This window comes from Streptomyces sp. AC1-42W (genome assembly GCF_003248355.1).
Taxonomy (GTDB): domain Bacteria; phylum Actinomycetota; class Actinomycetes; order Streptomycetales; family Streptomycetaceae; genus Streptomyces.
The window spans coordinates 1,108,673-1,128,232 of the sequence record NZ_QKWY01000002.1 but is presented as its reverse complement, the minus strand read 5'-3'; the positions used below and the strand labels follow the sequence as shown (position 1 = coordinate 1,128,232).

General features: G+C 71.8%; 20 protein-coding genes. 7 read left to right on the top strand and 13 right to left on the bottom strand.

Features of this window, described 5'->3' with window-relative positions; genetic code table 11:
• The first annotated feature begins 19 nt into the window (after positions 1-19).
• The gene (locus DNK56_RS23040; RefSeq protein ID WP_241990061.1) at positions 20-1,288 is read left to right on the top strand and encodes a D-alanyl-D-alanine carboxypeptidase family protein; all 1,269 of its coding nucleotides are present in this window, start codon (positions 20-22) and stop codon (positions 1,286-1,288) included.
• Here the strand turns inward: DNK56_RS23040 and DNK56_RS23035 are convergent.
• Positions 1,236-2,210 (bottom strand): YihY/virulence factor BrkB family protein, encoded by a 975-nt coding sequence (locus tag DNK56_RS23035; protein ID WP_111337706.1) that lies wholly within the window; start codon positions 2,208-2,210, stop codon positions 1,236-1,238. The genes DNK56_RS23040 and DNK56_RS23035 overlap by 53 nt on opposite strands.
• A gap of 140 nt (positions 2,211-2,350) precedes the next feature.
• Here DNK56_RS23035 and DNK56_RS23030 point away from each other — a divergent pair, with 140 nt between their 5' ends.
• The gene (locus tag DNK56_RS23030; protein WP_111337704.1) at positions 2,351-3,697 is read left to right on the top strand and encodes an FAD-binding oxidoreductase; all 1,347 of its coding nucleotides are present in this window, start codon (positions 2,351-2,353) and stop codon (positions 3,695-3,697) included.
• 31 nt (positions 3,698-3,728) lie between these two features.
• The gene (locus DNK56_RS23025; protein WP_111337702.1) at positions 3,729-4,517 is read left to right on the top strand and encodes a decaprenylphospho-beta-D-erythro-pentofuranosid-2-ulose 2-reductase; all 789 of its coding nucleotides are present in this window, start codon (positions 3,729-3,731) and stop codon (positions 4,515-4,517) included.
• Positions 4,518-4,536: 19 nt separating this feature from the next.
• Here DNK56_RS23025 and DNK56_RS23020 read toward each other — a convergent pair whose 3' ends face one another.
• The 6 genes from DNK56_RS23020 to DNK56_RS22995 all read right to left on the bottom strand — a co-directional run bounded on the left by DNK56_RS23020 (position 4,537) and on the right by DNK56_RS22995 (position 9,095).
• The gene (locus tag DNK56_RS23020; protein ID WP_111339498.1) at positions 4,537-5,127 is read right to left on the bottom strand and encodes a 2'-5' RNA ligase family protein; all 591 of its coding nucleotides are present in this window, start codon (positions 5,125-5,127) and stop codon (positions 4,537-4,539) included.
• Positions 5,128-5,233: 106 nt separating this feature from the next.
• Positions 5,234-6,247: a tryptophan--tRNA ligase gene (trpS, locus tag DNK56_RS23015; RefSeq protein ID WP_111337700.1), complete on the bottom strand. Its 1,014-nt coding sequence runs from the start codon at positions 6,245-6,247 to the stop codon at positions 5,234-5,236.
• Between the two features lie 102 nt (positions 6,248-6,349).
• Complete coding sequence (locus DNK56_RS23010; protein WP_111339495.1) at positions 6,350-6,718, bottom strand: hypothetical protein; 369 nt, start codon at positions 6,716-6,718, stop codon at positions 6,350-6,352.
• A 103-nt stretch (positions 6,719-6,821) separates the two neighbouring features.
• Positions 6,822-7,304 (bottom strand): hypothetical protein, encoded by a 483-nt coding sequence (locus DNK56_RS23005; RefSeq protein ID WP_241990060.1) that lies wholly within the window; start codon positions 7,302-7,304, stop codon positions 6,822-6,824.
• Positions 7,305-7,308: 4 nt separating this feature from the next.
• Positions 7,309-8,667 carry a hypothetical protein gene (locus DNK56_RS23000; protein WP_111337698.1) on the bottom strand — a complete coding sequence of 453 codons (1,359 nt, stop codon included), beginning with the start codon at positions 8,665-8,667 and terminating at the stop codon, positions 7,309-7,311.
• Positions 8,667-9,095, bottom strand: a complete 429-nt coding sequence (locus DNK56_RS22995; protein WP_111337696.1) for a hypothetical protein — start codon at positions 9,093-9,095, stop codon at positions 8,667-8,669. The genes DNK56_RS23000 and DNK56_RS22995 overlap by 1 nt, the downstream gene beginning before the upstream one ends.
• Before the next feature lie 234 nt (positions 9,096-9,329).
• Here DNK56_RS22995 and rocD point away from each other — a divergent pair, with 234 nt between their 5' ends.
• Entirely contained in the window at positions 9,330-10,535 is a 1,206-nt protein-coding gene (rocD, locus tag DNK56_RS22990; RefSeq protein ID WP_111337694.1) for an ornithine--oxo-acid transaminase, read from the top strand.
• 34 nt (positions 10,536-10,569) lie between these two features.
• Here rocD and pdxR read toward each other — a convergent pair whose 3' ends face one another.
• Positions 10,570-11,973 (bottom strand): MocR-like pyridoxine biosynthesis transcription factor PdxR, encoded by a 1,404-nt coding sequence (gene pdxR / locus DNK56_RS22985; protein ID WP_111337692.1) that lies wholly within the window; start codon positions 11,971-11,973, stop codon positions 10,570-10,572.
• A gap of 46 nt (positions 11,974-12,019) precedes the next feature.
• Here pdxR and DNK56_RS22980 point away from each other — a divergent pair, with 46 nt between their 5' ends.
• Together DNK56_RS22980 and DNK56_RS22975 are read left to right on the top strand one after the other, a co-directional pair.
• Complete coding sequence (locus DNK56_RS22980; protein WP_111337690.1) at positions 12,020-12,529, top strand: carboxymuconolactone decarboxylase family protein; 510 nt, start codon at positions 12,020-12,022, stop codon at positions 12,527-12,529.
• A gap of 8 nt (positions 12,530-12,537) precedes the next feature.
• Complete coding sequence (locus tag DNK56_RS22975) at positions 12,538-13,269, top strand: isocitrate lyase/PEP mutase family protein (RefSeq protein WP_111337688.1); 732 nt, start codon at positions 12,538-12,540, stop codon at positions 13,267-13,269.
• Positions 13,270-13,333: 64 nt separating this feature from the next.
• On the opposite strand, the gene DNK56_RS22970 is transcribed toward DNK56_RS22975, so the two are convergent.
• The 3 genes from DNK56_RS22970 to DNK56_RS22960 form a co-directional block, all read right to left on the bottom strand.
• On the bottom strand, positions 13,334-14,323 hold the full coding sequence (locus tag DNK56_RS22970; protein WP_111337686.1) for a malate dehydrogenase: 990 nt from the start codon (positions 14,321-14,323) through the stop codon (positions 13,334-13,336).
• A gap of 378 nt (positions 14,324-14,701) precedes the next feature.
• Positions 14,702-15,337 carry a DUF3017 domain-containing protein gene (locus DNK56_RS22965; protein WP_446750417.1) on the bottom strand — a complete coding sequence of 212 codons (636 nt, stop codon included), beginning with the start codon at positions 15,335-15,337 and terminating at the stop codon, positions 14,702-14,704.
• The gene (locus DNK56_RS22960) at positions 15,229-16,098 is read right to left on the bottom strand and encodes a bifunctional methylenetetrahydrofolate dehydrogenase/methenyltetrahydrofolate cyclohydrolase (RefSeq protein ID WP_111337683.1); all 870 of its coding nucleotides are present in this window, start codon (positions 16,096-16,098) and stop codon (positions 15,229-15,231) included. Before DNK56_RS22960 ends, DNK56_RS22965 begins: the two co-directional genes overlap by 109 nt.
• A 228-nt stretch (positions 16,099-16,326) precedes the next feature.
• Between DNK56_RS22960 and DNK56_RS22955 the strand changes: the two genes are divergently transcribed.
• Positions 16,327-16,887, top strand: a complete 561-nt coding sequence (locus DNK56_RS22955; RefSeq protein WP_111337681.1) for an RDD family protein — start codon at positions 16,327-16,329, stop codon at positions 16,885-16,887.
• A 143-nt stretch (positions 16,888-17,030) separates the two neighbouring features.
• On the opposite strand, the gene purH is transcribed toward DNK56_RS22955, so the two are convergent.
• Both purH and purN read right to left on the bottom strand, forming a co-directional pair.
• On the bottom strand, positions 17,031-18,584 hold the full coding sequence (gene purH, locus DNK56_RS22950) for a bifunctional phosphoribosylaminoimidazolecarboxamide formyltransferase/IMP cyclohydrolase (RefSeq protein ID WP_111337678.1): 1,554 nt from the start codon (positions 18,582-18,584) through the stop codon (positions 17,031-17,033).
• Entirely contained in the window at positions 18,571-19,227 is a 657-nt protein-coding gene (purN, locus tag DNK56_RS22945; RefSeq protein WP_111337675.1) for a phosphoribosylglycinamide formyltransferase, read from the bottom strand. The genes purH and purN overlap by 14 nt, the downstream gene beginning before the upstream one ends.
• Positions 19,228-19,560: the final 333 nt, after the last annotated feature.

Here is a 19,560-nt window from a genome sequence, read left to right as displayed (position 1 = left end):
TGCATGTACGTTTTCGACCGTGCCAGCTCTCAAGAAGGCCGCGCTCGCGGTCACCTCTGCCGCTCTGCTGTCCGTGTTCGTCGTGACGCCCGCGTCGGCGGACGACGACGACGCGCCCAAGCCCCCGTCGAGCATGTCGCAGATCGGCGGCGCGCAGCTGGGACGGGCCGGCACCCAGGTCAACCTCGGCCCCGGAGCCCCGGTGCTGCCGAAGAAGCTGACGGGCCGCTCGTGGATGGTCTCGGACGCGGAGAGCGGCCAGGTGCTGGCCGCGCACAACGCGCACTGGCGGCTGCCCCCGGCCTCCACGCTGAAGATGCTCTTCGCGGACACCCTGCTGGCGGACCCGGCGCTCCTGCCGAAGACGCTGGAGTACACGGTCAAGGACGAGGACCTCGCCGGCATGGGCGAGGGCAGCAGCCTGGTGGGGATCAAGGAGGACCACAGCTACACGGTCCACGACCTGTGGCTCGGGGTCTTCCTCCGCTCGGGGAACGACGCGGTGCACGTCCTGTCGGCGATGTACGGCGGCATCCCGAAGACCGTCCAGGCCATGCAGGCACGGGCCGACGAGCTCCAGGCGCTGGACACCCACGTGGTCTCGCCGGACGGCTACGACGCGCCCCAGCAGGTCTCCAGCGCGTACGACCTCTCGCTGTTCGCCCGTCACGGACTCCAGAACGAGGACTTCCGGGAGTACTGCTCGACGGCCACCGCCCAGTTCCCCGGTGAGAAGAAGAAGGGCAAGAAGCGGGAGACCTTCGGCATCCAGAACACCAACCGGCTGCTCACCGGGGCCGACGGCGTCACCCCGTACAAGGGCATCGCGGGCGTCAAGAACGGCTACACGACGCACGCCGGCAACACCTTCACCGGGGTCGCCGAGCGCGACGGCCGGGTCCTCCTGGTCACCGTCATGAACCCGTCGTCCGACGAGACGCACGCGGTCTACAAGGAGGCGGCCCGGCTCCTCGACTGGGGGTTCGCCGCGAGCGGCAAGGTCACCCCGGTGGGCGAGCTGGTCCCGCCGAAGTCCGCGGTCGTGGGCTCCGGCAGCGACACCGCCGGGAACGGCAAGGGCGCCGAGGCGGACACCCGGGCCGGGAACAAGGGCGGGCACGGACCGGACCGGGCGGCCCGGTCGGCGGCCACCACCGACGGCTCCAGCGGCGTCGGGATCGCCCTGGGCATCGTCGGCGGAGTGCTGGTCCTGCTGGCCGGCGGGGTCTTCCTGGTCAACCGGCGCTGGCCGCTGCCGGACCTGATGCGCCGCCGCCCCCGCCCGTGACGCGCCGGGCGGCGACCGTGGAGCCCCCCTCCTCCGCGTCGTCGCCCTCCGCGACCGCCGCCGGGTCGTCCTCCTTGCCGGGCGTCGCCGTCCAGGCGGCGCAGAACAGCAGCAGCTTCGCCGTGAAGTTGATCCACAACAGCAGGGCGATCGGCACCCCGAAGGCGCCGTACATGCTCTTGGACGCGACGCCCTTCATATAGCTGCCGAGCAACAGCTTGAGCAGTTCGAACCCGACCGCGCCGAGCAGGGCCGCCACCATCAGGCGGCGGCGCGGCGGTTCGACGCCGGGCAGCAGGGTCAGCAGATAGAGCAACAGCAGGAAGTCGGCGGCCACCGCCACCAGCAGGGCCGCGATCCGCAGCAGCACCCCGCCCGCGCCGTTCTCCGGGATGTGCAGCAGATCGGCGACCCAGCCCACCGCCACGGAACCGACCGAGGAGATGGCGAGGGTCACCAGGGCCGCGCCGCCCAGGCCGAACAGCAGCACGGCGTCCGTGAGCTTGCGGACGACCGGATTGCCCTCGTCGAGGTCGTCCCGCTCCCAGACCGCGCGCAGGCAGTCCCGCATCGAGCCGATCCAGCCGATGCCGGTGAACAGCAGCAGCGCACCGGCCACCAGACCGATCGTGCCCGCGTGGGCGACGAGGTTGTCGATGCCGAGCTGGTCGGAGATGCCGGGCACCTGCTCGGCGATCTTGGCCTCGATGCTGTTCAGCTGCTTGTCGGTGAGCAGCGCCGCCCCGATCGCCGCGCCGACCGCGATCAGCGGGAAGAGCGCGAGGAAGCTGGTGAACGTGATCGCCGCGGCGAGCCTGGTCCAATGGACCCGCGTGAGCGTCTCGTAACTGCGCCACGCGTGCGTCAGCGTCAGCCGGGAGACGAGCGGCCCGATGACGGGGAGTTTCTTCAGCCAGTCCATGTGTCACGACTACCCTTCCGGCCCGCGAAAACCGAAACCCGGTACGGGATGGAGGAGATGACGGCCGCTCAATCACCCATTTCGGTGAGCGCTGTAACAAATCCCTCAAAGGTGTTATCCCGGACGATACGGTCACCCCCATGTCTGTCGACACCGTGTCCCTGACCGGCTGGGGCCGCACCGCCCCGACGACCGCCCTCCGTTTCCGCCCGCGCAGTTACGAGGAGGCCGCGGCGACGGTACTGGGGTGCGGGCCGCGCGGCTCGATCGCCCGCGGGCTGGGCCGGACCCATGGCGACGCGGCGCAGAACGCCGGGGGTTCGGTGCTCGACATGACCGCGCTGAACCGGGTCCGGGCGATCGACGCGGCGGCGGGTCTGGTGGTGTGCGACGCGGGTACGACCCTGAGCCGGCTGCGCGAGGTGATGCTGCCGCTCGGCTGGTTCCTCCCGGTGGTGCCGGGCGGCCGGTACGTCACGGTGGGCGGCGCGATCGGCTCCGACGCCCACGGCGACAACCATCGCGCGGCCGGCTCCTTCACCCGTCACGTCACGGAGTTCACCCTGCTCACGGCGGACGGCGAGGCGCGCACGGTGCGCCCCGGCAGCCCGCTGTTCGACGCCACCGCGGGCGGTCTGGGCCTGACCGGGGTGATCCTCGCGGCGACGCTCCGCCTCCGTCCCGTCTCCACAGCCCTGCTGGCGGTCGACACCGAGCGGGCGGCCGGGCTCGACGAGCTGCTGGCCCGGATGGCGCGCGGCGGCCACCGCCCGTACGAGTACGCCCGGCTCGACCTGTCCGCCCGCGGCCGGGCCACCGGCAGGGGCGTCCTGGTCCGCGCGGACCACGTTCCGCTGGACGCGCTCCCGGCGTCCGCCCGGCGCACCGCCCTCGCGCTCCGCCCGGCCCACCGCGCGCCCGCCGGGCTCCCGTTCCTGTCCCGCCTGCTGGGCCGGCTGTCCGCCACCGCGCTGGGCGAACTCGGCCACCGCTCGGCGCCCCGCAACCGCACCGGCGAACTGCGGCCGCTGAGCGCCTTCTTCCGCGCCCTGGACGCCGCCCCGCACCGCGACAGGGTCTCCCCCACCGGCGGCCGCGTGCACTACGCGTTCCTGGTCGGGCACGGCCACGAGGACACGCTGCGCCGGATCGTCGGCCGGATCGTCCGCAGCCGCTGCCCCTCGTTCCGGGCCGTGCTCCGGCACTGCGGCGAGGGCGGTCCCGGCTGGCTGTCCTTCCCGGCGCCCGGCTGGAACCTCGCGCTCGACCTGCCGGCCGGGCTGCCGGGGCTCCCCCGCTTCCTCGACTCGCTGGACGAGGAGGTGGCGGCGGCGGGCGGCCGGGTGTCGCTGACGGAGGACTCCCGGCTGCGCCCCGACGTGCTCGCCGCGATGTACCCGAGGCTGCCCGACTTCCGGGCGCTGCGGGCCGGGCTGGACCCGACCGGGGCGTTCCGCTCGGACCTGTCCCGCCGGCTGTCGCTGTAGATCCCTCTTCCCCTCTGCAAGGAGCGTTCCCGTGAAGGATGCCTTCGGTGCCCCGCAGTCCCTGCTCGTCCTCGGCGGCACGTCGGAGATCGGGCTCGCCACGGCACGCCGTCTGATCGCCCACCGCACCCGCACGGTCTGGCTGGCCGGCCGGCCGTCGCCCGCCCTGGAGGCCGCGGCGGAGGACCTGCGCCACCGGGGGGCGTACGTACAGACCGTGGCGTTCGACGCGCTGGACACCGAGTCCCACGAGACGGTCCTGGGGAAGGTCTTCGCCGAGGGCGACATCGACATGGTGCTGCTCGCCTTCGGCATCCCGGGCGACCAGGAGCGGGACGAGGAGGAGCCGCCGGCCGCGGTCCGGGTGGCGCAGACGAACTACACGGGCGCGGTCTCGGCCGGTCTGGTGTGCGCCGGGGCGCTCCAGGCGCAGGGGCACGGCTCGCTGGTGGTGCTGTCCTCGGTGGCCGGTGAGCGGGCCCGCCGCGCGGACTTCATCTACGGGTCGAGCAAGGCGGGCCTGGACGTGTTCACGCAGGGCCTGGGCGACGCGCTGCACGGCACGGGGGTGCATGTGATGGTGGTGCGCCCCGGCCCGGTGGTGCCGGACGCGGCGGCGGTACGGAGCGCGGGCGGTCCGCTGGCGGCGGTCCCGTTCACCCGGACACCGCTGGTGACGACGCCGGGCGCGGTGGCCGACGCGATCGTGACGGGGCTGCGGCGGCGCTCGGAGACGGTGTGGGTGCCGGGGGCGCTGCGCGCGGTGATGTCGGCGCTGCGCCATCTGCCGCGCCCGCTGTTCCGGCGCCTGCCGGTCTGAGCGGGGCCGCCGCCCCCGCCTACGGGTGGAGGGAGGGGGCGTCCAGGGAGCTGCCGCTCTGGGCGGGGACGGCCGGGTTGATGCCGCCCGCCCCGAACGGGAACTCGTTGATCTTGCGCCAGACGCGGTCCGCGCCCTGTTCGTACAGCGCGAAGGAGCCGCAGATCCAGGACGCCTCGTAGTCGGCGAGCTCCGCGTAGGCCCGGTCCATCGCCTCCTCGGGGATGTCGTGGGCGACCGTGACGTGCGGGTGGTACGGGAACTGCAGCTCGCGCACCAGGGGCCCGGAGGCGTCCCGGACCCGCTTCTGGAGCCAGGCGCAGGCGGACGCGCCCTCGACGACCTGGACGAAGACGACCGGGGAGAGCGGCCGGAAGGTGCCCGTGCCGGACAGCCGCATCGGGAAGGGGCGGCCGCCGGTCGCGACCGATGCCAGATGTGCCTCGACGGCGGGCAGCTCGGCCGCCTCGGCCGCGGTCGGCGGCAAGAGGGTGACGTGGGTGGGAATGCCGTGTGCGGCAGGGTCCCCGAAGCTCGCGCGCCGCTCCTGGAGCAGGCTGCCGTAGGGCTCCGGGACCGCGATCGAAACGCCGAGCGTTACGGTCCCCACGTCGTTCTCCTTCACTCCTCGATGGTCTGTTTCAGCCACGGACGGCCGCAGGCTTCACGCCGCAAGTGTGCCGCCTGCGCCCGCCTCGCCGCCAGGGTCCTTGGACTCAGTGCTTCGCGGGCACAAGGCCCATCCGGTCGTAGGCCAGCGCCAGGGTCTCGGCGGCCACGGCCCGCGCCTTCTCGGCGCCCTCGGCCAGGATGGCGTCCATCGTCTCGGTGTCGTCCAGGTACTCCTGGGCGCGGGTGCGGAAGGGTGTGACGAAGTCGACCATCACCTCGGCGAGGTCCGTCTTCAGCGCACCGTAGCCCTTGCCCTCGTACTTCTGCTCCAGCTCCGGCACCGGCGCACCGGTGAGCGTGGAGTAGATGCTCAGCAGGTTGCTGATGCCCGGCTTCTCGGCGCGGTCGAAGCGGATCACCGTGTCCGTGTCGGTGACGGCGCTCTTCACCTTCTTGGCGGTGGCCTTCGGGTCGTCCAGGAGGTTGATCAGGCCCTTCGGGTTCGCCGTCGACTTGCTCATCTTGGACGACGGGTCCTGGAGGTCGTAGATCTTCGCCGTCTCCTTGAGGATGTACGGGTCCGGGACGGTGAACGTGTCGCCGTAGGTGGTGTTGAACCGCTCCGCGAGGTTGCGGGTCAGCTCCAGGTGCTGGCGCTGGTCCTCGCCCACCGGGACCTCGTCGGCCTGGTAGAGCAGGATGTCGGCGACCATCAGCATCGGGTACGTGAACAGGCCGACCGTGGTGCGGTCGGCGCCGTGCCGGGCGGACTTGTCCTTGAACTGCGTCATCCGGGAGGCCTCGCCGAACCCGGCCAGGCAGTTCATCACCCAGCCGAGCTGCGCGTGCTCCGGGACATGGCTCTGGACGAACAGCGTGCAGCGCTCGGGGTCGAGCCCGGCAGCGAGCAGCTGGGCGACGGCGAGCCGGGTGTTGGCACGCAGCTGCGCCGGGTCCTGGGCGACGGTGATGGCGTGCAGGTCGACCACCATGTAGAAGGCGTCGTGGGACTCCTGCAGCGCCACCCACTGGCGGACCGCGCCGAGATAGTTGCCGAGGTGGAACGAGCCGGAGGTGGGCTGGATTCCGGAGAGCACACGGGGACGTTCAGAGGCCATGGGCTCATTGTCTCAGGTGCCGGGCCCTTCTCGGGCAACCGGTGGAGGAAAGACCCGAGGAAGCCGTGCGGGGGCTCGGGGACATGGCGCGGTCCGCGGTTCTCAGGTCCGCCGCCCCCGGTCCGTGGGGGGCAGGACGACACCATGGAGGGCCTTGGCGACCTGCGGGGCGAACATGGCGTACCTGACCCAGACGTACCAGTTGCCCGCAGCCACGATGGTGTGTCCGTACACCTCGCGCCTGCCGGCGATGGAGTTTCCGATGTCGTCACGGCTGAATCTGGCAGGGTCGAGTACGTGGATCTCGTTCTCCACCTCCGTGCCCATGATTTCGGCGACGCAGTCGAGCCCCGAGCCGAAGTTGGCCCGCGCACGACGGAGAAGCCTGCACTCGAGCCCACCCTCCCCCATCGCCTCCATCACATCGTCCGCCGTAGCGAACACCGGCCCGGTGGGAACACTGCTGGGCATCGGAACGCGGGGACGGGAACTGTTCGTCTCCGACGGCCCACAGGCAGTGAGGCCGGCGGCGAGGACGAGGGCCGCGAGAACAAGGCTCGTCTTCTTCATCTGCTCACCCGGCTCCGGGAGGCGTCGGCTGTCCCAGTTCCGTGGGGGGCAGGACGACACCGTGGAGGGCCTTGGCGACCTGCGGGGCGAACATGGCGTACGTGACCCAGATATACCAGTTGCCCGCAGCCACAATCGTATGTCTGAACACCTCGCGCCCTGCGGCAATGGAATCGCCGATGTCATCACGGCTGAACCGCACGGGGTCGAGTACGTGGATCACGTTCTCCACCTCCGTGCCCATGATTTCAGCGACGCAGTCGGCTCTCGAGCCGAAGCTGCTCCGCACGCGACGGAGAAGCCTGCACTCGAGCCCGCCCTCCCCCATCGCCTCTATCACGTCGACCGCGGTGGCGAACACCGGCCCGGTGGGAACATTGCTGGGCATCGGAACGGGAGAGCGCCTACTGTCCGTATTCACCAACCCGCATGAAGTGAGGGTGGTGGCAAGGACGAGGGCCACGGAGATGAAGCTCGCCTTCTTCATGTACTCAGTCGCTCCCAGGGGGTGTGGGCGCCGGTCCGGGTGCGGGTGACGGCGTCCCCGGTTCCGGGTCACCGCTGCCGGTCCCTGTCGTGGGAGCGCCCGCCGCGTAGACCGGCTCGATGGAAACATGGTGTCCGGCGGGTGTGTCCGACTCCAGTTGCCGGATCGCCCTGGCACGCTCTTCGTCGCTCAGCGCCTCCCAGGCCATCGCATCGTCGAGGTGGGGCTCGAGCCTGTCCCAGTTCTCCCCCCGGACCTTGATGTCGCCCCCTCGCGCTCCGGACTCGTCACCGTACTGCTCGTTCCGCTCCCGGACGTCCGGGGTGTCCGCGGCATAGAGCGTGAACAGCTGCTTGTCGGTCCGAGCGCCGTAGGGCTGGTCCCGCAGCCCCATGAGGTAATAGGCGCTCAGCCGGACGTCCTCATCGGGATTCTCCTCGATGTACTTGGTGAGCTGGGAGTCGTCGAGGTCCCCGAGATATGTGTCGTCCGAGAGCGTGAACGCTCCCCGATTGTCCGCGATGACGGCCCTCGCGGTCTCCAGCTTCATGTGCGTGATGCCGAGCGACTTGTCCGGCTTGACGGTCTGCTGAAGGGACCAGTCGAAGAACCGGCCGAACGAGCTGAGCGGCCCTCGCAGGCCGGGGTCGTGGTTCTGGTACCACTGCTGCTCCTGCCAGAGGATGGCGAGCAGCAGTTTTCTGCTCATGCCCGTCTCGCGGGCGGCTCTGTCCACCGCGGCCAACTGGGCGGGTGACACGTTGACCGGGTGCAGTCCGTCCGTTCCACCGGCCAGACGCAGCGCGATGCTCAACGGGCTGTCACCGTCGAGCGCCTCCTTGACGAGCTCGGGGTCGGCGATGTCCGTGAGCCCTTCGACGGTCCGCAGGGCCCGCGCCGCATCGACATCGGCACGGCTCGCCTTCGCCAGGGCGTCGTCGATGATGCCCTGGGCGTACCGCAGTGGTTCCAGGTGCTCCGTGCTGCCTGGCGGTACGGCCACGGTCCTGGTCAGTTGCACCCGCCCGCTGTCGTCGACCTTCAGCTCATGGGTGCGGGCGTAGTCGAGGGCGCCGGTCAGGTCCCGTTGTGCGTCGGTGATGTCGTCGGCAAGGCCGTCGTAGGCCCTTGCCATGGCGCGCAGCGCCATGGACGCCGCCTCGTAGTCGTCGGCGTGCTTCACGAAACGGCCGCGTGCCGCGCGCCCGGTGTCCCCCACCCAGCACTGCCCGAGAGTGGAAGCGACTTCGTCCCGGGCGTAGGAACTGATGCCTTCGCACTGCTTCGCGGCGGCGATCGCGTCGTCGGCGGCATCTCGCCACTTACCGGGTCGGGCGCTGCTCAGTTCGCTCACGGAAACCATCAGGCATCCTCCAGCCAGTCGGCCTGGGCCCTGAGCCGCTGGGCAAGGGATACGTCCTCGCCGATCTGGCTGTCCATCGCCTTGGTCAAGGCAGCGGCAGCGTCCTCGACAAGCTCGCCGAGTCCGTGCAGATGCCTCTGCCAGGCGGCCACGCAGTCGTTGCTCGCGGCGCCGGCGAACCAGCCGGAGTGCAGCTTCCCCACCGCTTCCGCGTCGTCGAGCTTCGACTTCTCATTGGCTTCGGAGCTCGCAGCACGAATTCCGGATGCCTTGGTCCGTATCGGCCCGTCCGCCAGCCCTAAATCCGTTCCCGTCGTGCTCCAAGCGGTGAGGGGTCCGGGCTCGGCAGAGGCAAGCCGCATCGGAGCCACCTCCTCGCGAGGCACGGCATCCGCCTTGAGCCGCGCCCCGTCCTCCCTGAACGACATGTATCCCCCTTTGCATCCGCATCCCCATCGGTAGCGTGAAGTAACGCTACCCGCGCAGCCCGTAGGTACAAGAGGTCTTTCGGTCTCGGACTACGGGAGGCCCGGGCACCGGCCCACGCCCCGCAGCGGAAAACGCGGGCACGCCGCGAAGTGAAGGTTTCCCCGCGGGAGAACCGACCGACGATACAAAGTGGGGCCAACCTCTGCTCCCACCGCACGACGAACGGAGATCCCGTGTCGACCACGGACAACGCCATCGCCTCCGCCGAGGCGCACAGCGCGCACAACTACCACCCGCTGCCCGTCGTCGTCGCCACGGCCGACGGCGCCTGGATGACCGATGTCGAGGGCCGGCGCCATCTGGACATGCTGGCCGGCTACTCGGCGCTCAACTTCGGCCACAACAACCGCCGTCTGATCGACGCGGCGCGGGCGCAGCTGGAGCGTGTGACGCTCACCTCTCGGGCCTTCCACCACGACCGGTTCGCCGACTTCTGCACGCGTCTGGCGGAGCTGTGCGGCATGGAGATGGTGCTGCCGATGAACACCGGGGCGGAGGCCGTGGAGACGGCCGTGAAGACCGCCCGCAAGTGGGGCTACCAGGTCAAGGGCGTCCCGGACGGCATGGCGAAGATCATCGTCGCCGCCGACAACTTCCACGGCCGGACGACGACGATCGTCAGCTTCTCCACGGACCAGGAGGCCCGCGCCGACTTCGGCCCGTACACCCCCGGTTTCGAGATCGTGCCGTACGGGGACCTCACCGCGATGCGCGACGCCATGACCGAGAACACCGTGGCGGTGCTCATCGAGCCGATCCAGGGCGAGGCGGGCGTGCTGGTGCCGCCGCCGGGCTATCTCGCCGGGGTCCGGGAGCTGACCCGCGAGCGGAACGTGCTGTTCGTCGCGGACGAGATCCAGTCCGGTCTGGGCCGGACGGGGAAGACCTTCGCCTGCGAGCACGAGGGCGTCGTCCCGGACGTGTATCTGCTGGGCAAGGCACTCGGCGGCGGTGTGGTGCCGGTGTCGGCCGTGGTGTCCTCGGCGGCGGTGCTCGGTGTGTTCCGGCCCGGTGAGCACGGCTCGACGTTCGGCGGGAACCCGCTCGCCTGCGCGGTGGCGCTGGAGGTCATCGCGATGCTGAACACCGGCGAGTACCAGCAGCGCGCCGCCGAGCTGGGCGACCACCTCCACCACGAGCTGGGGCTGCTGGTCGGCCAGGGCGCGGTGCGCGAGGTACGCGGGCGCGGGCTGTGGGCGGGTGTGGACATCGAACCGGCCCTGGGCACGGGCCGGGAGATCTCCGAACGGCTGCTGGAGCGCCGGGTGCTGGTGAAGGACACCCACGGTTCCACGATCCGGATCGCCCCGCCGCTGGTGATCAGCAAGGACGACCTGGACTGGGGCCTGGACCGGCTGCGCGAGGTCCTGGGCGGCTGACCCCCGCCGGGCCGGCACCCGCGGCGGCGGCTCATCAGGTCAGCACCCGCAGCAGCGCCTCCAGCGTGCCCTTCCAGGCGCTGTCGGTCGGGGTGCCGTAGCCGATGACCAGCGCCTCGCGCCGCAGTCCGGCGTCCGGGTGGCGGAACCAGGACAGGCCCTCGACCGCGAGGCCCTGCCAGGCCGCCGCCCGGATCACCTCGGCCTCGGTGCCCTCCGGCAGTTCGAGGACGGCGTGCAGCCCGGCGGCGATGCCGCTGACCCTGATCCCCGGCGCCCGTTCGGCCAGCGCCGCCACGAGCTGGTCACGGCGGTTGCGGTAGCGCAGCCGCATGGAGCGCACATGCCGGTCGTACGCGCCCGACGCCATGAACTCCGCGAGCGTCAGCTGGTCCAGCGCGCTGGGCGCCCAGTCGCTCGCCCCCTTGGCCTCGGCGACCTCGGCGGCCAGCGCGCGCGGCACCACCATCCAGCCGAGCCGCAGCCCCGGCGCCAGGGACTTGCTGGACGTGCCCAGGTACACGACGCGCTCCGGGTCCAGGCCCTGCAGGGCGCCGACCGGCTGGCGGTCGTAGCGGAACTCGCCGTCGTAGTCGTCCTCCAGGATCAGCCCGCCGGTGGAGCGCGCCCAGTCGATCGCCGCCGCCCGCCGGTCCGGGTGCAGCGGTACGCCGGTCGGGAACTGGTGCGCGGGGGTGAGCAGGACCGCGCCCGCGTTGCGCAGGGTGTGCAGTTCACCGGTGCGGCTGCCGAGGTGGTCCAGCGGCAGGCACGGGATGCGCAGCCCGGCCTCGGTGAGCAGCCGGGTGTGGATCTCCAGCCCGTACGACTCGACGGCCACCTCCCGCACCCGGCGACCCCGCAGCACCTTGCCGAGCAGCATCAGTCCGTGCACGAACCCGGCGCAGACGATGATCCGGTCCGGGGCGGCGTACACCCCGCGCGCCCGCGCCAGGTACTCGGCCAGGACGGTGCGCAGCTCGACGCGGCCGCGCGGGTCGCCGTAGCCGAAGGCGTCGTGCGGGGCGTCGGACAGGGCGCGGCGGGCGGCCTTGAGCCATTCGGCGCGCGGGAAGGTCGCCAGGTCCGGGGTGCCCGGCATCAGGCTGTACGCGGGCGCGGTGCGCGGCGGCCGGGAGCGCGGCGCCCTGGACTCCGGCAGCCGCGGTTCGGCGCGCCGCGCCACCCTGGTCCCGGAGCCCTGCCGGGCGGTGAGCCAGCCCTCGGCGACCAGTTCCGCGTAGGCGTCGGCGACGGTGTTGCGGGCGATGCCGAGGTCGGCCGCGAGGGTGCGGGACGACGGCAGCCGGGTGCCGGGGGCCAGCCGGCCGGTACGCACGGCCTCGCGCAGGGCATGCATGAGGCCGGCCCGCAGCCCGGTGGAGCCGGTCGGGTCGATGTGCAGGTCGGCACCGAAAGTGGCCCGGGCTTCTGTCATGGAAATGGACCATACAGCTGCGCCATTGCCTCATAGGCTCGAGGGCATGACGACGAACGAGAACAGCACCACCACGTCCGAGTACTGCGCCGAGCACACCCCCCGCATGGTCTGGTCGGAGCACGCCCCCGAGGTCTACAAGGCGATGGCCCGCCTTGAGGCCGCCTCCCGCCGGGGCGTCGACCCGGTGATCGCCGAGCTGGTGAAGATCCGCTCCTCGCAGCTCAACCACTGCGCGTTCTGCCTGGACATGCACACCAAGGACGCGCTCGCGGCGGGCGAGTCGGTGCAGCGGATCGTCCAGCTCAGCGCCTGGGAGGAGGCGCGGCACTTCTACACGCCGAAGGAGATCGCGGCGATCGAGCTGACCGAGGCGGTGACCGTCCTGACGGACGGCTTCGTCCCGGACGAGGTGTACGACCGGGCCGCGAAGCACTTCGGTGAGGAGGAGCTGGCCCACCTCATCGCCGCGATCATCACCATCAACGCGTGGAACCGGTTCGCCGTGTCCACCCGCATGGTGCCGGGCCACTACACGCCCGGCGACTTCCGCTGAGCACCGCCGTGACCGCGTCCGGCCTGCGGGCCCTGCACCGCGGCCGCGCCCCCGGCGACCCGCTGGTCCTGCCCGGACCGTGGGACGCCGCGAGCGCCCGCGCCTTCGCGGACGCCGGCTTCCCCGCGCTCGCCACGCCGAGCGCGGGGGTCGCCGCGTCCCTCGGCTACGAGGACGGCTCGACGCCCGCCGGTGAGATGTTCGCGGCGGTGGCCCGGATCGTCCGGGCCGTGTCCGTACCGGTCTCCGCCGACATCGAGGCCGGGTACGGGCTGCCGGCCGGGGAGCTGGTGGAGCGGCTGCTCGCCGCGGGCGCGGTCGGCTGCAACCTGGAGGACACCGTGGACGGCGTCCTGGTGGCGGCGGAGCGGCAGGCGGACCGGCTGGCCGCGGTCCGGGCGGCCGCCGGGGACGCGCTGTTCGTCAACGCCAGGATCGACACCTTCGTGACGGGCGTCCCGGACGGGACGGACCCGGAGGCGGAGACCCTGCGCCGGGCGCGGCTGTACGCGGAGGCGGGCGCGGACTGCCTGTATCCGATCCTCGCCCCGGAGGCGGTGTTCGGGCTGCTGGCCGGTGCCCTGCCGGGGCTGCCGGTGAACGCCCTGGCCCGCCCGGACGGGCCGGGGCCGCGCCGCCTGGGTGAGCTGGGGGCGACGCGGATCACCTTCGGCCCCGGCCTCCAGCGCCGGGCGGACGCGGCGGTCCGGGAGATCGCCGGCGGGCTGCGCCGGCTCTGACCGCGTACGCACCGCGCCCCCGGCAGCACGACGGCTGCCGGGGGCGCGGTGTGTGGTGCGTGGATCAGATGAGGCCGAGCTCGCGGACGGCGTCGCGCTCCTCGGCCAGTTCCTTGACGGAGGCGTCGATGCGCGCACGGGAGAACGCGTTGATGTCCAGGCCCTGGACGATCTTGTAGGTGCCGTTCTCGGTGGTGACCGGGAAGGACGAGATGATGCCCTCGGGCACGCCGTAGGAGCCGTCGGACGGGATGCCCATGGAGGTCCAGTCGCCCTCGGCGGTGCCGTTGACCCAGGTGTACACGTGGTCGATGGCGGCGTTGGCGGCGGAGGCGGCGGAGGACGCGCCACGGGCCTCGATGATCGCGGCGCCGCGCTTGGCGACGGTCGGGATGAAGGCGTCGGCCAGCCACGCCTCGTCGTTCACCAGCTCGGCGGCGTTCTTGCCGGCGACCTCGGCGTGGAAGATGTCCGGGTACTGGGTGGCGGAGTGGTTGCCCCAGATCGTCAGCTTCTTGATGTCGGAGACGGCGGCGCCGGTCTTGGCGGCCAGCTGCGAGATCGCGCGGTTGTGGTCCAGCCGGGTCATCGCGGTGAAGCGCTCCGCCGGGACGTCCGGGGCGGCGGCCTGCGCGATGAGCGCGTTGGTGTTGGCCGGGTTGCCGACGACGAGGACCTTGATGTCGTCCGCGGCGTTGTCGTTGATGGCCTTGCCCTGCGGCTTGAAGATGCCGCCGTTGGCGGAGAGCAGGTCGCCGCGCTCCATGCCCTTGGTGCGGGGGCGGGCGCCGACGAGCAGGGCCACGTTGGCGCCGTCGAAGCCGACGTTGGCGTCGTCGGTGATCTCGATGCCGCGCAGCAGCGGGAAGGCGCAGTCGTCGAGCTCCATCGCGGTGCCCTCGGCGGCCTTCAGGCCCTGGGGGATCTCCAGGAGTCGCAGGTTGACCGGAACGTCCGGGCCGAGCAGGTGGCCGGAGGCGATGCGGAAGAGCAGCGCGTAGCCGATCTGGCCGGCTGCGCCGGTCACGGTGACATTCACGGGAGTGCGGGTCATGACGATCTCCGTTAGACAGCTGGCGTCCGGGCACCTGGCCCCTGTGCGGACATCCCCTTGAATCTTGATGTGAAGAGATATCCGCCTGCCAGGCTATCCGACCCGGAAGCCCGCGGCCGCCCGGCCCCCGTTGCCCGACGATCACACAGTGGCGGAATGGTCACTTCCGTGCCACAGCGAACAGTCGTCCATTGAATCGCGGGAGCGCGTCCACAAGGCTGGACGCAGGCCGGGGCAAGGGCCGCTCGAACGCCACGCCGGAGTCCGCTCCGGGTTGCCCCCGCCCCGCTCCGGTGTCCGTCCCTTCTCGGGGGAGGGGACGGACACCGGCTCCTCGGCGCGGGCCGCTCGCGGCGTACGGTCCGCGGCCCCGCCCGGTCAGCGGATCGTGAAGTGGACCGCGTCCTCCAGGAACGGGATGTCCAGCCACGGCCGGGGCTGGGCGAGCAGCGCGAGCAGCACGATCAGGGTGCCCAGCAGCCCGTACGTGACCAGGTCGGTGAAGCGGGACCGCACCGCGAGCATGCCCACCGAACGGACGACGAGGCGCAGCACCGCGCCCCCGATGAGTGCCGCGCCGATCAGGATCGTGCCGACGCGGAACGCCTCGTGGAAGGGGTCGGCCGCCACGACGAGCAGTCCGGCGGCGGCCACGCAGAGCACGGCGAGCAGCGGCCACTGCCGGGCCGGGGCGGGCGCGTCCCCGCCGGCCGCCCGGCCGCCGCCCTCGGGGCGCGCGGTGTCGCGGGTCAGCGAGAAGCGCCGTCCGCGCCGGGTCCCGGCGGCGGAGGAGCCGCCGGGGTCGGGCGCGGTGGCGGGGGCCGTCCGCGGGGGCACGGCCTCCTCGGTGGAACCGGAACCGTCGGCCGGGCTCGTCGCACCCATGGGGTTCCTCCCGGGCCCGGTCAGCCGGCGGAGACGGCGTCGGCGTCGCGCTCGGCGGCCTCGACCACGTTGACGAGGAGCTGGGCACGGGTCATCGGGCCGACCCCGCCGGGGTTCGGCGAGATCCAGGCCGCGACCTCGGTCACGCCCGGGTGGACGTCGCCGACGATCTTGCCGTTCTCGTCGCGGCTGACGCCCACGTCGAGCACGGCGGCGCCCGGCTTCACGTGCTCCGGCTTGATGATGTGCGGCACGCCCGCGGCGGCGACGATGATGTCGGCCTGCTTCAGGTGGGCGGCCAGGTCGCGCGTACCGGTGTGGCACTGCGTCACCGTGGCGTTCTCCGACTTGCGGGTGAGCAGCAGCGGGATGGACCGGCCGATGGTGACGCCGCGTCCGACGACCACGACGTGCGCCCCGTTGATCTCGACGCCGTGGTGGCGCAGCAGCTGGACGACGCCCTGCGGGGTGCAGGGCAGCGGGCCGGTCTCGTTGAGCACGAGGCGGCCGAGGTTCATGGGGTGGAGCCCGTCCGCGTCCTTGGCCGGGTCCATCAGTTCCAGGACGCGGTTGGTGTCGATGCCCTTGGGGAGGGGAAGCTGCACGATGTAACCGGTGCAGGCGGGGTCCTCGTTCAGCTCGCGGACGACCTGCTCGATGTCCTCCTGCGTCGCGGTGTCGGGCAGTTCGCGCTGGATGGAGCCGATGCCGACCTGGGCGCAGTCCTTGTGCTTGCCGTTCACGTACCACCGGCTGCCCGGATCGTCCCCGACCAGCAGGGTGCCCAGGCCGGGCGTGACGCCCCGGGCCTTGAGGGCCGCCACGCGGGCGGTCAGATCGGACTTGATCGCGGCTGCGGTCGCCTTGCCATCGAGAATCTGGGCAGTCATGGCTCCATACTCGCGGATGACCCCGCCCTCGGACCAATCAGGTCTCCGGCGTGGACGCAAGGTTGCACTTGGACAACTTCTCCGGTCGTGACTGGACAAACTTACTGTCCGCTTATAACGATGAAGGCCGCTGTGCCGCAGCAGTGCACCGGGGGGCTTGACCGCTGACGTTTTCTTTCCTCCGCGCGGCCGCACCCGTCCCCAGTACGTCTGTTGGAGGAACGCCACATGAGCTTCGGCGACCCGAACCCGAACAACCCCTACGGGCAGCAGCAGCCCGGTTATCCGCAGGCCCCGCAGGGCGTGCCGCAGCAGGGCTACGGCTACCCGCAGGCCCCGCCGGTCCCCGGTGGCGACTACGGCCAGGCCGGTTACGGCGCCCGTCCGCCGCTGGCCAGCTGGGGGCGCCGCGTCGGCGCGTACCTGGTCGACATCATCGTGCTCGGTATCCCGTACGCCGTCCTGCTGGGCATCGGCGGCGGCGTGGGCGGCGGCGCCGGCGCCGCGATCATGGGCCTCGGCATCCTCGTGTTCGTCGGCGGCATGCTCTTCAAGCTGTACAAGGAGGGCACGACCGGTCAGTGGATCGGCAAGAAGGCCCTCGGCATCAGCCTGCTGCGCGAGCAGGACGGCCGTCCGCTCGGCTTCGGCATGGCCTTCGTCCGCCAGATCGCGCACTTCCTGGACAGCATCGCCTGCTACATCGGCTGGCTGTGGCCGCTGTGGGACTCCAAGAACCAGACGTTCGCGGACAAGGTCTGCTCCACCGTCGTGGTGCGCGTCGGCTGACCTCCCCTCATACGGACCCGAGGGCCGTAACCGCACGCGGATCGCGTGGGGTTACGGCCCTCGGCCGTACCGGGACCGGGACCGGGTCCGGGTCCGGGGCCTTCGGCAGGCCCCGGCCGGCTCAGTGCGGGCTCAGTGCCGACTCAGTGGAAGAAGTGCCGGGTGCCGGTGAAGTACATCGTCACGCCGGCCTTCTTCGCGGCCTCGACGACCAGCTCGTCGCGGACCGAACCGCCCGGCTGGGCCACGGCCCTGACACCGGCGGCGGTCAGGATCTCCAGCCCGTCCGGGAAGGGGAAGAACGCGTCGGACGCCGCGTACGAACCGGCCGCCCGCTCCTCGCCGGCGCGCTCGACGGCGAGCTTCGCGGAGTCCACGCGGTTGACCTGGCCCATGCCGACGCCGACCGAGGCACCGTCCTTGGCGAGCAGGATGGCGTTGGACTTGACCGCGCGGCACGCCTTCCAGGCGAAGGCCAGCTCGCGCAGCTCGTCGGCGGAGAGCGCCTCGCCCGTGGCGAGCGTCCAGTTGGCCGGGTCGTCGCCGTCCGCCTGGAGGCGGTCGGCGACCTGGAGCAGCGCGCCGCCGTCGATCGGCTTGACCTCGACCCCGGCGGACGGGGCCTCGGGGCAGCGCAGCACGCGGATGTTCTTCTTGCGGGACAGGATCTCGACGGCGCCGTCCTCGTACGCCGGGGCCACGATGACCTCGGTGAAGATCTCCGCGACCTGCCCGGCCATCTCGACGGTCACCGGACGGTTGACGGCGATGACGCCGCCGAACGCCGACAGCGGGTCGCAGGCGTGGGCGTTGCGGTGCGCGGTCGCGACGTCGTCGGCGATCGCGATGCCGCAGGGGTTGGCGTGCTTGATGATCGCGACGCAGGGCTCGTCGTGGTCGTACGCGGCGCGCCGGGCGGCGTCGGTGTCCGTGTAGTTGTTGTACGACATCGCCTTGCCGTGCAGCTGCTCGGCGCCGGCCAGGCCGCCGGTGCCGGAGGTGTAGAGCGCGGCGGGCTGGTGCGGGTTCTCGCCGTAGCGCAGGACGTCCTGGCGCTCGTACGTCGTACCGAGGAAGTCCGGGAAGCCGGAGTCGTCGGCGGCGGCGTAGTCGGCGGCGAACCAGCCGGCGACGGCCACGTCGTAGGCGGCGGTGTGCTGGAACGCCTCGGCGGCGAGCCGCTTGCGGGCGGTCAGGTCGAAGCCGCCCGCCGCGACGGCGGCGAGCACGTCGGCGTAACGCTCCGGGCTGGTGACGACGGCCACGGACGGGTGGTTCTTGGCGGCGGCGCGGACCATCGAAGGGCCGCCGATGTCGATCTGCTCGACGCACTCGTCCGGGGTGGCGCCGGAGGCGACGGTCTCCTTGAACGGGTAGAGGTTGACGACCACCAGGTCGAACGGCTCGACGCCCAGTTCGGCCAGCTGCTCGCGGTGGGCGTCCAGGCGCAGGTCGGCGAGGATGCCGGCGTGGACGCGGGGGTGCAGCGTCTTGACGCGGCCGTCGAGGCACTCGGGGAAGCCGGTCAGCTCCTCGACCTTGGTGACCGGGACACCGGCGGCGGCGATCCGGCCGGCGGTGGAGCCGGTGGAGACCAGCTCGACACCCGCCTCGTGCAGACCGCGGGCGAGGTCTTCGAGCCCCGTCTTGTCGTAGACGCTGACCAGGGCGCGACGGATGGGCTTATTCACCGACATGACCGAGATGAACCTTTCGTCCCTCAATGCGATAGCCGTCGCGGGCGAGCCGCCCCACGGCCTCGACGAGCAGCTTGCGCTCGACTTCCTTGATGCGTTCGTGGAGGGCCGCTTCGCCCTCCGGGGTGTCCTCTTCGGTCACCTCGACCACGCCCTGCGCGATGATCGGACCGGTGTCGACGCCGTCGTCGACGAAGTGGACGGTGCACCCGGTCACCTTCACGCCGTACGCGAGCGCGTCACGCACGCCGTGGGCACCGGGAAAGCTGGGCAGCAGGGCGGGGTGGGTGTTGATGAACCGGCCGCCGAACCGGGCGAGGAACTCCTTGCCCACGATCTTCATGAACCCGGCGGACACGACCAGGTCCGGCCGGTGCGCGGCGACGGCCTCCGCCAGCGCCGCGTCCCACTCCGCGCGCGTGGCGTGGTCCTTGACGCGGCACGTGAAGGTGGGGAGCCCGGCGCGCTCGGCCCGGTCCAGTCCTGCGATGCCGTCGCGGTCGGCGCCGACCGCGACGACCCGGGCGCCGAAGCCCTCGGGGTCGTCGCCGATCGTGTCGAGCAGGGCCTGAAGGTTCGTTCCGGAACCGGAGACCAGGACGACCACACGGGCCGGGGCGGCGGAGGGAAGCGGGGAGGCCACGGCTGGGCCCTTTCTCGCGTGCGAGCGGTTCGAATCGGCCGGTCCGCGCCACCACGGCACCGGGGCGACGGCATGCGATGTGTACGGTCCTACGAAAGAGGCGCGCTCCCTGATACGGGGAACTCTACGAACGGGCCGACCGTCAGCAACGATACCGGCACCTCGCCGCCCCCTCGTCCGACAGGGGGAGCGAGCCCCGCACGCCCGGCGGCGCGGATCGGGGCGCGCTCCCCCGCGCTCCCCGCTTTCGGCCCCTCCGCGCCGGAAGGTAGCGTCAGGGGCAGCGAACCGTCCGCCGGGCGGAAACGACGAGATGGGGAAGACGTTCACCAC

What these genes read in the sequence shown, in the direction of transcription:
- DNK56_RS23000 (WP_111337698.1), bottom strand. Translation starts at nt 8,667, where the DNA reads ATGGTTTCCGTGAGCGAACTGAGCAGCGCCCGACCCGGTAAGTGGCGA.
- DNK56_RS22995 (WP_111337696.1), bottom strand. Translation starts at nt 9,095, where the DNA reads ATGTCGTTCAGGGAGGACGGGGCGCGGCTCAAGGCGGATGCCGTGCCT.
- DNK56_RS22960 (WP_111337683.1), bottom strand. Translation starts at nt 16,098, where the DNA reads ATGACTGCCCAGATTCTCGATGGCAAGGCGACCGCAGCCGCGATCAAG.
- pdxR (WP_111337692.1), bottom strand. Translation starts at nt 11,973, where the DNA reads ATGACAGAAGCCCGGGCCACTTTCGGTGCCGACCTGCACATCGACCCG.
- DNK56_RS23030 (WP_111337704.1), top strand. Translation starts at nt 2,351, where the DNA reads ATGTCTGTCGACACCGTGTCCCTGACCGGCTGGGGCCGCACCGCCCCG.
- DNK56_RS22980 (WP_111337690.1), top strand. Translation starts at nt 12,020, where the DNA reads ATGACGACGAACGAGAACAGCACCACCACGTCCGAGTACTGCGCCGAG.
- DNK56_RS23035 (WP_111337706.1), bottom strand. Translation starts at nt 2,210, where the DNA reads ATGGACTGGCTGAAGAAACTCCCCGTCATCGGGCCGCTCGTCTCCCGG.
- purH (WP_111337678.1), bottom strand. Translation starts at nt 18,584, where the DNA reads ATGTCGGTGAATAAGCCCATCCGTCGCGCCCTGGTCAGCGTCTACGAC.
- DNK56_RS22955 (WP_111337681.1), top strand. Translation starts at nt 16,327, where the DNA reads ATGAGCTTCGGCGACCCGAACCCGAACAACCCCTACGGGCAGCAGCAG.
- DNK56_RS23010 (WP_111339495.1), bottom strand. Translation starts at nt 6,718, where the DNA reads ATGCCCAGCAGTGTTCCCACCGGGCCGGTGTTCGCTACGGCGGACGAT.
- trpS (WP_111337700.1), bottom strand. Translation starts at nt 6,247, where the DNA reads ATGGCCTCTGAACGTCCCCGTGTGCTCTCCGGAATCCAGCCCACCTCC.
- DNK56_RS22970 (WP_111337686.1), bottom strand. Translation starts at nt 14,323, where the DNA reads ATGACCCGCACTCCCGTGAATGTCACCGTGACCGGCGCAGCCGGCCAG.
- DNK56_RS23005 (WP_241990060.1), bottom strand. Translation starts at nt 7,304, where the DNA reads ATGAAGAAGGCGAGCTTCATCTCCGTGGCCCTCGTCCTTGCCACCACC.